Origin of the sequence: Pandoraea morbifera (genome assembly GCF_902459575.1) — a bacterium.
GTDB classification, from domain to species: domain Bacteria; phylum Pseudomonadota; class Gammaproteobacteria; order Burkholderiales; family Burkholderiaceae; genus Pandoraea; species Pandoraea morbifera.
In genome coordinates, this window is the sequence record NZ_CABPSD010000010.1 from 130,868 (window position 1) to 143,271 (window position 12,404).

Here is a 12,404-nt window from a genome sequence, read left to right on the forward strand (position 1 = left end):
CTGTCTTTTTGGAAAAGTGCACGTTCGGATTTGCACCGAGTGAAATGCCTGTCCGCGGTGCCTGCGCGCGACGGTCGGTCGGCGACGACATGGGGTACCGCGGCGTGGGCTCGTCAATCCCACTAGGTGGCGCGCTGCAGGCCCGATTACAATAACGCCATGTCTTCGATTACGCTTCTTGCCCTCGATACCTCGACCGAATTCTGCTCGGTCGCCGTGTATCGCCACGATCCTGTCGGTGGGGTGCCCGCCCTGGTGGTCGAACGCCACCTCGATACCGGCCCCGTTTCCAGTACGCATATCCTGCCCGCCGCGCGCGACGTGTTGCGCGAAGCCGGCGTGACGCTCGCCGAGTGCGACGCGATCGCCTTCGGCGCCGGTCCGGGCTCGTTCACCGGACTGCGCACCGCGTGCGGCGTTGCGCAGGGATTGGCGTTTGGCGCGGCATTGCCGGTGGTGCCGGTCGGCACGCTGCTGGCCTGCGCCGAGGCGGCGCGCGCGCTGCGCGTCGACACCCGGCGCGTGCTCGTTGCGCTGGATGCGCGCATGAATGAGGCCTACTGGGCCGATTACGCGTGGGACGCCGGTGCTGGCGACTGGCGCGAAGTTCAGGCGCCCTCGCTCGATGCCGCCGAACAGGTGCGCGCACCCGACGCCGGGTTTGTCGTGGCCGGAAACGCCGTGACCGCTTTCGGCGAACGGCTGCGAGCCGGTTTGCAGGCCCAGGCGGTGCTGGCCGACGCCATGCCGCGCGCCCGTTACGTTGCAACGCTGGCGGCACGCGCCTTTGCGCGCGGCGAAGCAATTCCCGCCGATCGGGCCATGCCGGTGTACGTCCGCAACAAGGTGGCGCAAACGACAGCCGAGCGCGAGGCCATCCGGCAGGCCGCGTCACATGGGCCTGGCAAGGAGGCATCCTGATGCGTCAGGTCGGCCCGAACCATTTTTCGCCCATGACCCTTGCCGATCTCGACGAGGTCGTTGCCGTCGAGGTGCGCGCGTATCCGTTTCCCTGGACGCGCCAGAACTTTTCGGACTCGCTCGACGCCGGCCATCAGGGTGTCTGCCTGCGCGCCGTGGACGGCACGCTACTCGGTTACTTCCTCCTGATGCCCGTGGTGGATGAGTCGCATTTGCTCAATGTCTGTGTGGTACCGGAGATGCAGGGCAATGGGCTTGGCGTGCAGTTGCTCGAGGAGGTGGTGCGTGTGTCGCGCGCACAAGGCATGGGCGGCGTGCTGCTGGAAGTCCGGCCGTCCAACCTGCGTGCATTGCGTATTTACGAGCGTTTCGGCTTCGAGCAGATCGGCCGGCGCAAGGGGTACTATCCGGCGAGCGGGCGTCGCGAAGACGCCATCGTCATGCGCCTGACCTGGGAGACCGACCGTGCCGTGGCCTAAAGCGATTCTGGAAGAGTTCGGGCTGTGGCCGGTGTGGATGTCGCATGACGCCGCGGCCAAGGCCACCGCGCAAGCCGAAGCCCGCGCGGTGATGGCCGGCGACGGCGATGTGGCGATGCTCGTCGAACCGGTGGCGGCGCGCGGCGATATCGCGGCGGACGATATGCCGCCGTGGGATGTGGCGACGTCGCCAGCCCCCGACGTGGCGCGTCAGGCGGTTCGGCCCGAGCGCGATCCGGCGGTGGCGCGCAGACCTGCGGCGCCAGTCCGGCACGAATCGACGTCGGCGCCACGCGGCGCCGGCCGTCGCGCCGACAACCTGCCGGCGGACGACATCCCGATGTGGCTCGACAGCGAAGGCAACGGTGACGGCGACGCCGCCGCCGATGCCGCACTGTGGTCGATCATGCGCGATGCGGGCGAGAGCGCGACGCCGGCGCGTGCGGCCCTGCCGGGCGTGGAAACGCTCGACTGGGACGCGCTCGCCGGACGCGTGGCGGATTGCCGCCTTTGCGGGCTGTGCGAGAAGCGTACGCAAACGGTCTTCGGCGTGGGCGATCGCGAGGCCGACTGGTTGCTCATCGGCGAGGCGCCGGGGCAGCAGGAGGATCTGCAGGGCGAGCCTTTCGTTGGCCAGGCGGGCAAGCTGCTGGACAACATGCTTCGCGCGGTGACGTTGCAGCGTGGCGATAACGTCTACATCGCCAACGTGCTCAAGTGTCGCCCACCCAACAACCGCGATCCTGAGCCCAACGAAGTCGCAAGCTGCGAGCCTTACCTGAAGCGTCAGGTCGCGCTGCTCAAGCCCCGGGTGATCGTGGTGATGGGGCGCTTCGCGGCGCAGAGTATTCTGCGAACTCAGGCGAGCATCGCCAGCTTACGCGGGCGCGTGCATGAGTACGAAGGGGTGCCGGTGATCGTGACGTACCATCCGGCCTATCTGTTACGCAGTCTGCCCGACAAGGCCAAGGCCTGGACGGATTGGTGCCTGGCACGGGCCACCTACGAGGCGGTGTGCGAATCGACTCCGGCCAACACGCCTACGGCGAACTGATTGGAACGTTGCGCGAGGCGTCGGTGCGCGACCTCGCGTGGCTGCTGTTGTCCGCCGATCTGCTGAGCGCTGCCCGTTTTCCGGCAGCGCTTGCGCATTTCGACGGCGTGCGGGCGGGCGACGCCGCGCCGTCCCCATCGGCACCGTCATCTCTCGCTTCTCCGCGCGCGTCATCTGCGACGACTCCGGTACCGCCGCCCGCATCCGCCGCGCTCGGTCGGTCCGGAGAATCCGGGGAGTCCGGTGGGTCCGGTCGGTCCGGTTCCGGCGAATTCGTCTTGCATTCGCGCGCGTTGCACGACTGGCTGCTCGCATGCGATGCGAATCCCGAGCCGCTGCGCGAGTTTCTGTCGCGTGGCGAGAGCCATCGCCTGGGCCGTTACGCCGAGCAACTGCTGCACTTCGCGTTGCTGCACAGCCCTCGCTTCGATCTGCTCGCCGCGGGCTTGCAGGTGCGCGACGCCCGGCGAGGCAACATGACGCTGGGCGAATGCGATTTCCTGTTGATGCGTCGTGCGGACCGTCAATTGCTCCATTGGGAACTGGCGGTGAAACTGTACCTGTTCGTTCCACCCGCGGATGCCCCCGCGACGCTCGGCGAGCGCGACGTCCAGTTTCACTGGCTCGGGCCGAATCTGGCCGACAGCCTCGCCGACAAGGTGGCGCGCCTGCTCGAACACCAACTTCGGCTGACCACGCTCGATGCCGCGCGCAGTGCCTTGCCTGCGGCCGGCCCGTGGTTGCCTCAGGTCTATCTCAAGGGGTGGCTGTTCCATCCGCTCGCGCAGCGTGGGCGATTGCCGCAAGTGGTCGCCGAATCGCATGGGCGGGGTTGGTGGGCGACGCTGGAGGAGTGGTGGGCCCACGCGCAGACATCGTTCCCGGCCCCGGTGGTTCAGTCGGATGCCCGCGGTGAGCGCGCATGGGCGATGCTGCCGCGCGTGCGCTGGCTCGCCCCGGCACGCGTCGACGACGCGCACGCCCTCACTCTCGCGGCGATGCATGCGCGCATCGAGGCGCACTGGCGGGAGCGCGGTGTGGCCGAGCCGTTGCTGATCGTTTCGTTGACGCGCCGCACGGACGCCGGGGATTGGTTCGAATGCGACCGGGGATTCATCGTGCCGGATTATTGGGCGCCGCGCGCACGGCATCGCATCGAGGAGTTGAGCGAGCGGGCGGACGCTGCGGCGCGTCGGGCGCTTGCACGCAGCGCGGACGACGGTGCGCCATCGATCTGAATCCGAGCGCGGCGCGTGTCAGCCCTTGGGCCAGAGCGCATGGAAGTGATGCACCGGCCCGATGCCGTGACCAATGCGCAGATCGTCACTCGCGGCAAGCGCGCCATTGAGATACGCCTTGGCGTCGCGCACCGTGTCGGACCAGTCGGTGCGACGCGGGCGCAGCGCCGCAAGGGCGGCCGACAACGTGCAGCCGGTGCCATGCGTGTTGTGCGCGGCGATGCGCGGTGCGTTGAAACGTTGCACGCCCGCATCGCTTACGAGCCAGTCCGGGCTCAGGTCGCCGGCGAGATGCCCCCCTTTGACCAGCACATTGCGCGCCCCCAGGACGCGCAGAGACTGCGCTTGCTGCTCCATCTCGCTTTCGTCGGTCGCCGGCTCGACGCCAAGCAGTGCCGCCGCCTCTGGCAGATTCGGCGTGATGAGATCGGCGAGCGGCAGCAATTCCTCACGCAGGGCGGCCACCGCGTCGGGTTGCAGCAGCGCGTGCCCGCTCTTGGAGATCATCACGGTATCGATCACGACGAAACGGGGCTTGTAGGCGCGCAATCCGGCGGCGACGGCGCGCACGACCTCGGCGTTGACCAGCATGCCGAGCTTGACGGCATCGACGTCGAGGTCCTGGAACACGGCGTCCATCTGCGCGCTCACGAAGCTCGCCGGCGGCGCGTGAATGCCCGTGACGCCACGCGTGTTCTGCGCGGTGAGGGCGGTGATCACGCTGGCGCCGTAGGCCCCGAGCGCGGAGAACGTCTTGAGATCGGCCTGAATGCCTGCACCGCCGCTGGAGTCTGATCCGGCGATGGTGAGGGCGATGGGAACGGGGTGAGCGGGCAACTGGCGCGAATTCATATCAATGCTTGACTTCGCCAATGAGCGCGACCGAATCGAATTCGCGCTGGTTGGCCTGGTGACGCTTCATCACGAGCCACATCGTGCCCGAGACGAACACACCGAAAAGAACGATGACGACCCCGACAGGCACGTTGCACCAGATCAGCAGCGCATAGAGGCAGAGCATCACCAGCACCGACAGGTTCTCGTTGAAGTTCTGCACGGCGATGGAGTGGCCGGCCGAGAGCAGCACGTGGCCGCGGTGCTGGAGCAGGGCGTTCATCGGCACCACGAAAAAGCCCGCGAGCGCGCCAACGATGATGAGGAAGATGTACGAGATGATCAGGTAAAGCGGCACCTTCCACTCGGTGCCCCACGGCAGCAGGTCCTTCGAGAAGAAGGCCATCGCCATCACCGCGATCCCCATGGCGATGCCGACCGGCAGCACCGAGAGCGAGCGCTTGAGGGGAATTCGCGACGCGGCGACGATCGCCCCGATCGCCACGCCGACCGCCGAGACGGCCTGCAGGATCGCGCCTTCGGACAGCGTCATGCCAAGCGCCTTCTCGGCCCAGCGCAGCACGATGAACTGCAGCGTGGCGCCTGCGCCCCAGAAGAGCGTGGTGACGGCCAGCGAGATCTGGCCGAGCTTGTCGCGCCACAGCGTGACGAAGCAATCGGCGAAATCGGAGACGAGCTTGATTGGGTTGCGTTCCTGGCGCGCATAGCGGGCGCCGGTGTCGGGAATGCGCAGGTTGAACAACGCCGCGATCACGTAGATGCCCATGATGACGACCATCGCGGCCATTGCCGGCGAACTGATCACTTCAGGCGTGCGGTGCAGGATCCATTCGGAGATGTGGGGACTGATGAGCGCGCCGCCGAGCACGGTGCCGAGGATGATAGAGCTGACGGTCAGCCCTTCGATCCACCCGTTCGCGGCCACGAGCCGCTCGGCCGGGAGCAGTTCCGTCAGGATCCCGTACTTCGCCGGCGAATAGGCGGCGGCGCCGAAGCCGACGACGCCATAGGCGATCAGTGGATGCGAGCCGAACAGCATCATCAGACAGCCCGCGACCTTGATCGAGTTGCTGATGAACATGACCTTGCCCTTGGGCATCGAGTCGGCGAACGCGCCCACGTAGGCGGCGAGGATGACGTACGAGAGAACGAAGAAGAGCTTGAGCAGCGGTGTCATCCACTGCGGCGAATGGAGGTCCTTCAGGAGAGCGATTGCGGCAATGAGCAATGCATTGTCGGCCAGCGACGAAAAAAACTGCGCGGCCATGATGGTGTAAAAGCCTTTCTTCATCGGTACTTGAGTCGATCCCGTGCGGCGTAAAACTTGCGTGTCTCGGTTGTCGGAATCCGCGGTGCCCGAGAGGGGCCCCCATACGGGAAGAAACCGGGCTTAAACACAGGGGTATCTGCGCGCTTCGGCCATCCAAATCACGTCATTCGACCGTATATTCGGTCTCTCAGCCCCCGTGTCGGGCGCCCGGTCGCCCTCGGTCTGAGACCGATATTGTTATCGGGAGAAAGATTTCGGCAAAACAAGTTGTGCGCACGGCTTTATAACACGAAAATATGCCCATGCGTTATGCCGCCGGCCTCTCCCGGCAAGCTTCTCCTCCGATTCCGTTTCCGCCCATGCCCCGTCCGATCAAAGTCTCCATTCACACCGCAGCGCTTGCCCATAATCTCGATGTCGCCCGCCGCCACGCGCCCAACGCCAAGGTCTGGGCGGTGGTGAAGGCCAACGCCTACGGCCACGGCATCGAAAACGCCTATCCCGGGTTGCGCGACGCCGACGGCTTCGGCCTGCTCGACCTCGACGAAGCCGTGCGGCTTCGCGAGCTCGGCTGGGCCGGTCCGATCCTGCTGCTTGAGGGCTTTTTCAAGCCCGAGGATCTTGCCGTCGTCGACAAGTACGGCCTGACCACCACGGTGCACTGCGACGAGCAGTTGCGCATGCTCGAGACCACGCGACTGACCAAGCCGCTCAACGTGCAACTCAAGATGAACTCCGGCATGAACCGCCTGGGATTCGCGCCTGAGCGCTTTCGCGCGGCGTGGGAGCGTGCCCGCGCGATTCCCGGCGTGAGCCAGATCGTGCTGATGACGCACTTCTCGGATGCCGACGGCCCGCGCGGCATTGCCTATCAGATGGATGCGTTCGAGCGCGGCGCGTGCGACGTGCCGGGCGAGCGCAGCCTGGCCAACTCGGCGGCCACCTTGTTTCATCCGGGCACGCACGGCGCCTGGGTGCGACCGGGCATCATGCTCTACGGTTCGTCGCCCAAGGGCGTCGACGTGCCCGCGGGGGAACTCGATCTGCAACCCACGATGACGCTCGAAGCCGAGCTGATCGGTACCCAGGACGTGCCGGCCGGCGGCTCGGTCGGCTACGGCAGCCTGTTCCGCGCCGATGCGCCGATGCGCGTGGGCACGGTGGCTTGCGGCTACGCCGACGGCTATCCGCGCGTTGCCCCCACGGGCACGCCCGTGCTGGTCGATGGCGTGCGCACGCGCACCGTGGGGCGCGTCTCGATGGACATGCTCGCGGTCGATCTCACGCCGGTGCCCCAGGCCCGCGTCGGCACGCCGGTCACGCTCTGGGGCCGCGGCCTGTGCATCGACGAAGTGGCGGCCTCGGCGGGCACGCTCGGCTACGAGCTCATGTGCGCCGTGGCGCGCCGTGTGCCGGTGCACGCCAACTGAGCGTCACGACGGGATTCCCACGCATGGCCAAAGCCAAGACTGTCTACATCTGTACCGAGTGCGGCGGGCAGACGCCCAAGTGGGCGGGGCAATGTCCCAACTGCAACGGCTGGAATACGCTCGTCGAGTCGGTGGCCGAGGCGTCGACCGGCCACCGTTACCAGTCGCTTGCCAAGAGCACGCCGGTGCGCAAGCTCGCGCAGATCGAAGCGGCCGACGTGCCGCGTTTTTCCAGCGGCGTGAGCGAATTCGACCGGGTGCTCGGCGGCGGGCTCGTCGCCGGCGGCGTGGTGCTGATCGGCGGCGATCCCGGGATCGGCAAGTCGACGCTTCTGCTTCAGTCCCTGGCGCACCTGGCGCGCGAGCGCCGCGCGCTGTACGTGAGCGGCGAAGAGTCCGGCGCGCAGATCGCGCTGCGCGCGCAGCGGCTCGGCCTCGGTGCGGCGGGCGAGGGCGGCGGTGATCTCGATCTGCTTGCCGAAATCCAGCTCGAGAAGATTCTTGGCGCGATCGAATCGGAAAAGCCGGATGTCGTGGTGATCGATTCGATCCAGACCATTTACTCGGAAGCCCTCACCTCGGCGCCCGGATCGGTGGCCCAGGTGCGCGAGTGTGCGGCCCAACTCACACGCAGTGCGAAGCAAAGCGGCGTGACCGTCATCATGGTCGGCCACGTGACGAAGGAGGGCAGCCTGGCCGGGCCACGCGTGCTAGAACACATCGTCGACACCGTGCTGTATTTCGAAGGCGACACGCATTCGTCCTATCGCCTCGTTCGCGCGTTCAAGAATCGATTCGGCGCGGTCAATGAACTCGGCGTTTTCGCCATGACGGAAAAAGGGCTGCGCGGCGTGGCGAATCCGTCGGCCCTGTTCCTCTCGCAGCATGAGCAGAGCGTACCGGGCTCTTGCGTGCTGGTGACCCAGGAGGGCACTCGTCCGCTGCTCGTCGAGGTGCAGGCGCTGGTGGACACGGCGCAGGTGCCGAATCCGCGTCGTCTTGCGGTGGGATTGGAGCAGAACCGTCTGGCGATGTTGCTGGCGGTCATGCATCGTCACGCCGGCATCGCCTGCTTCGATCAGGACGTGTTCCTCAACGCCGTGGGCGGCGTGAAGATTTCGGAGCCGGCAGCCGATCTGGCCGTGCTGCTGGCGATCCACTCCTCGCTGCGCAACAAGCCCTTGCCGCGCGGCATCGTCGCGTTTGGCGAAGTCGGGCTGGCCGGGGAAATCCGGCCGAGCCCGCGGGGGCAGGATCGTCTCAAGGAAGCCGCGAAGCTCGGCTTCTCGATTGCCATCATTCCGAAGGCGAACGCGCCCAAACAGCCGATCGACGGGCTTGAAGTGCATGCCGTCGACCGTCTGGAGCAGGCGATTTCGGTCGTGGCCGGACTGTAGTCGCACGCGCTCGGGGCGAACGTGTCGACTTCAACGATTCTGCCGAACGAAAAAGCCCGGTCTGCGTGACCGGGCTTTTTCTTTGTGGTCGCTGGGCGGCACAGCGGCGCAGCGGCACGAGCGACGTGCCGTCAAACGATCTGTTCGAGCGCTTCCTGGGCCTCGAGCCATTCGGCTTCGACGTCCGAGAGCTGGTTCGTCACTTCCGCCTGTTGCTTCAGGCTGTCGGTCAGCAGCGTCTTTTTCGCTTCTTCGTACGTGCTGCTGTCCGCGAGGATGGCGTCGAGTCTGGCCTTCTCGTCCGACAGCTTCGCCATCGACTGTTCCAGCTTTTCGATCTTGCGCTGCAACGGCTTGCGCAGTTGTGACAGCCGTTGCCGCTCCTGCGCCTCGGCGCGCTTCTGGTCCTTGCGATTGACGCCGTCGACCGCGTCCGCGCCGTCTCCGCCCGAGCCGGTGCTCGCCTCGCGCGCGGCGGCGCGTTGGTCGGCCGCGTGCTGCAGCAGCCAGTCGCGGTAGTCGTCGAGGTCGCCATCGAAGGGTTTGACCTCTCCGGCGGCCACGAGCAGGAACTGATCGGTCGTCGCGCGCAGCAGATGCCGGTCGTGAGACACGAGGATCAGCGTGCCGTCGAACTGGGCGAGGGCCATCGTCAGCGCGTGGCGCGTCTCGAGGTCCAGGTGGTTCGTCGGCTCGTCGAGCAGCAACAGGTTCGGCTTTTGCCAGATGATGAGTGCCAGCGCGAGCCGCGCTTTCTCACCGCCCGAGAAGGGCGCGATCGACGACGTCGCCATGTCGCCGCGAAAGTTGAAGCCACCCAGGAAGTCGCGCAGTTCCTGCTCGCGCGTGTCGGGGGCCAGGCGCTGAAGGTGCTGCAGCGGCGAGTCGTCGTGTCGCAGCGTTTCGACCTGATGCTGCGCGAAATACCCGATCTGCAATCCCTTGCCGGTCTTTACGGCCCCGGACAGCGGCGCGAGCGTGTCGGCAAGCGTCTTGATGAGGGTCGACTTGCCTTGCCCGTTGGCGCCGAGCAGACCGATGCGTTGCTCGTTCTGCACCGACATCGTGACGTGCGGCAGGATGACTTTCTCGCTGCCGTCGTCGAGCGTATATCCGCAACGCACGCCTTCGAGCACGAGCATCGGGTTCGGGGCGCTGTCGGCGGGGCGGAACTCGAAAGTGAACGGCGACGCAACGTGTGCGGGCGCGATGCGCTCCATCTTTTCGAGCGCCTTCATGCGGCTTTGCGCCTGGCGCGCCTTCGATGCCTTGGCCTTGAAGCGCGTGATGTACGACTCGAGGTGGGCAATCGTTTTTTGCTGCTTGTCGAACGCGCTTTGTTGCAGAGCCAGTTGTTGGCCGCGCAGGACTTCGAATTGGCTGTAGTTGCCGCCGTAGCGCTTGATCTGCTGGTTCTCGATGTGCAGCGTGACGTTGCAGACCTCGTCGAGGAATTCACGATCGTGCGAGATCACGATGAGTGTGCCCGCGTAGCGCTTGAGCCAGTCCTCGAGCCAGACGATCGCGTCCAGATCCAGGTGGTTGGTCGGTTCGTCGAGCAACAGCAGGTCCGACGGGCACATCAGCGCCTGCGCCAGATTCAGGCGCATGCGCCATCCGCCGGAGAAGCTGGCGACGGGCAGTTGCGTCTGGGCGAGCGTGAAGCCCAGGCCAAGCAGCAGCGCCTCGCCGCGTGCCGGCGCGGTGTAGCCGTCGGCGTCGGCGAAGGCGGCGTGGGCCTCGGCCTGCGCATGGCCATCGTGGGCGGCTTCGGCGGCGGCAATCGTCGCTTCGATGTCGCGCAGGCGTGTGTCGCCGTCGAGCACATACTCGAGCGCGGTGCGCTCGACGGCGGGCGTTTCCTGCATGACGTGCGCAACGCGCCAGTGGCCGGGCACGAAGGCGTCGCCGCCGTCGGCGTGCAACTGGCCGCGTAACAGGGCGAACAGCGTGGACTTGCCGGCGCCGTTGGCGCCGACGAGGCCGACGCGCTCGCCCGGGTTGAGCGTGACGGAGGTGTCCTCGAAAAGCGGTTTGGTGCCGCGCGCGAGGGTGAGGTGTTCGAATCGGATCACGGGAGGGCGGTAAGAATACGAGCCGGGCCGCGCTCGGGCGGCCAAACGCGCATTTTACCGGGTGTAACGCCCGGGGCGGAAATCTATTGTGGCGGTGCGGCGGTGCGGCGTTCGGGGACCGGCGTCGGCGGCCGCCGACGGCCGGCTTTTACAGGATCGGCGCGAACAGTCGCGCAATGCGCATGGCGAGTTGTCGCCACCGGGGAATCAGGCGGAAGTCGTCCTTGTTGAGCAGCGACGCCTTGCCGAAATCGTCTGCCAGCATGTAAGCGACGTCGTCGGCAAACGCTCGGTCGACCGTCAGGAGCATGATCTCGAAGTTCAACCGGAACGAGCGGTTGTCGAGATTGGCACTGCCGACGGCGGCGGCACTATCGTCGATCAGCACGACCTTCTGATGAATGAAGCCGTGATGGTAGCGGTAGACGTGGATGCCGCTGCGCGCCGCCTCGAAGGCATACGACGTGGTTGCCTCGAATACCACGTAGTGATCGGCGCGGTCGGGAATGAGCAGTCGGACGTCGACGCCGCGCAGCACCGCCAGGCGCAGCGCCGAGAACACGGCTTCGTCCGGCACGAAGTAGGGGGTGGTGAGCCACACGCGTTTTTGCGCCGCGTTGATCGCGTTGACGAAGAACAGCGACGAGGTTTCCAGGCGATCGGCGGGACCGCTCGGCACCACCTGGCAATGCATGTCTTCGCCGGAGGCGACCGGCTGCCGGTTGAGCTCGGGCACGAGTCCCGTGCTCCAGTGCCAGTCTTCGGCGAACGCGCGCTGAATGCCGACGACCGCCGGGCCCCGCACGGAAATGTGCGTGTCGCGCCAGGGCGCCAGCGGCGGCTTCTCGCCGAGGTATTCCACGCCGACGTTGTGCCCGCCGATGAACGCTTCATTGCCGTCGATCACCACGATCTTGCGGTGGTTGCGAAAGTTGAGCTGGAAACGATTGACGAAGATACCGCGCTTGGCGGCGGCGAATTCATGCACGAGTACGCCGCCCTGGCGGAGCTTCTCGCAGTAGCTGCGCGGCAGGTCGTGGCTACCGATGCGGTCGTAGAGAAAGTAGACCTTCACGCCCGTGGCCGCGCGCGCGAGCAGGCGTGCGGCCAGCGCGCGGCCCAGGGCGTCGTCCTTGACGATGAAGAACTGGACGATCACGTAGTCGCGTGCCCGGTCGATGGCGGCGAAGATCGCGTCGAACGTGGCCCGGCCATTGACGAGCAGACGCACCCGGTTGCCCGCGACGAACGACATGCCGGTCATCGCCGTGAGCGCGGCGAACTCGGGGTGGGCTTCCACGGCGACAGGCGTCTCGCCGCGCCATTGCGTCTCGCCCATGCGCGATTGCAGGACCTCGTTGCGCGCGCGGCGCGCTTCCACGTAGCCGATGAACTTGGACCGGCCCAGGAACAGATAGGGGATGAGCGTGAGGTAGGGCATCGTCACGAGCGATACCGCCCACGCGACAGCGCCTTGCGACGTGCGCACCGTCAGAACGGCGTGGATCGCGGCGGCGATCCCGAGTGCATGGATGCAGGCGACGGCAAAGCCGACGTCGAGCCAGTTGAGCACCATGAGCGGTTACCTTCCTCCATACCGTGAGCCGCGCTGGCCCGGGAACCCGAGTGTAACCGGAGGGGCGAGCTTAGGCGAGGCGATACCGAGGGCGGGTGCGACAGGCGCA

The 12,404-nt window shown here is 66.5% G+C and carries 10 protein-coding genes; 6 read left to right on the top strand and 4 right to left on the bottom strand.

The features are described from left to right. Positions 1-159 precede the first annotated feature (159 nt). The 4 genes from tsaB to PMO31116_RS17005 are packed head-to-tail and all read left to right on the top strand — an operon-like array spanning position 160 to position 3,692. Positions 160-921, top strand: a complete 762-nt coding sequence (gene tsaB, locus PMO31116_RS16990; RefSeq protein ID WP_150567769.1) for a tRNA (adenosine(37)-N6)-threonylcarbamoyltransferase complex dimerization subunit type 1 TsaB — start codon at positions 160-162, stop codon at positions 919-921. Next, positions 921-1,400 carry a ribosomal protein S18-alanine N-acetyltransferase gene (rimI, locus tag PMO31116_RS16995; protein WP_063599267.1) on the top strand — a complete coding sequence of 160 codons (480 nt, stop codon included), beginning with the start codon at positions 921-923 and terminating at the stop codon, positions 1,398-1,400. Before tsaB ends, rimI begins: the two co-directional genes overlap by 1 nt. After that, positions 1,387-2,454 carry a uracil-DNA glycosylase gene (locus PMO31116_RS17000; protein ID WP_150567770.1) on the top strand — a complete coding sequence of 356 codons (1,068 nt, stop codon included), beginning with the start codon at positions 1,387-1,389 and terminating at the stop codon, positions 2,452-2,454. The genes rimI and PMO31116_RS17000 overlap by 14 nt, the downstream gene beginning before the upstream one ends. Beyond that, positions 2,415-3,692: a DUF1853 family protein gene (locus PMO31116_RS17005; protein ID WP_174971407.1), complete on the top strand. Its 1,278-nt coding sequence runs from the start codon at positions 2,415-2,417 to the stop codon at positions 3,690-3,692. The genes PMO31116_RS17000 and PMO31116_RS17005 overlap by 40 nt, the downstream gene beginning before the upstream one ends. An 18-nt stretch (positions 3,693-3,710) precedes the next feature. On the opposite strand, the gene thiD is transcribed toward PMO31116_RS17005, so the two are convergent. Beyond that, on the bottom strand, positions 3,711-4,544 hold the full coding sequence (gene thiD / locus PMO31116_RS17010; protein ID WP_150567772.1) for a bifunctional hydroxymethylpyrimidine kinase/phosphomethylpyrimidine kinase: 834 nt from the start codon (positions 4,542-4,544) through the stop codon (positions 3,711-3,713). A gap of 1 nt (position 4,545) precedes the next feature. Then, a complete protein-coding gene (gene lplT, locus PMO31116_RS17015) occupies positions 4,546-5,838 on the bottom strand; it encodes a lysophospholipid transporter LplT (protein ID WP_150567773.1) in 1,293 nt (430 codons plus the stop codon). A gap of 338 nt (positions 5,839-6,176) precedes the next feature. Here lplT and alr point away from each other — a divergent pair, with 338 nt between their 5' ends. Together alr and radA are read left to right on the top strand one after the other, a co-directional pair. Further along, positions 6,177-7,247, top strand: a complete 1,071-nt coding sequence (gene alr / locus PMO31116_RS17020; protein WP_150567774.1) for an alanine racemase — start codon at positions 6,177-6,179, stop codon at positions 7,245-7,247. 23 nt (positions 7,248-7,270) lie between these two features. Next, positions 7,271-8,644, top strand: coding sequence for a DNA repair protein RadA (gene radA, locus PMO31116_RS17025; protein ID WP_150567775.1), 1,374 nt, complete (start codon positions 7,271-7,273; stop codon positions 8,642-8,644). Positions 8,645-8,775: 131 nt separating this feature from the next. Here radA and PMO31116_RS17030 read toward each other — a convergent pair whose 3' ends face one another. Together PMO31116_RS17030 and cls are read right to left on the bottom strand one after the other, a co-directional pair. Further along, a complete protein-coding gene (locus tag PMO31116_RS17030; RefSeq protein ID WP_150567776.1) occupies positions 8,776-10,719 on the bottom strand; it encodes an ATP-binding cassette domain-containing protein in 1,944 nt (647 codons plus the stop codon). 148 nt (positions 10,720-10,867) lie between these two features. Next, entirely contained in the window at positions 10,868-12,295 is a 1,428-nt protein-coding gene (gene cls / locus PMO31116_RS17035) for a cardiolipin synthase (protein WP_150567777.1), read from the bottom strand. Between the last annotated feature and the right edge of the window lie 109 nt (positions 12,296-12,404).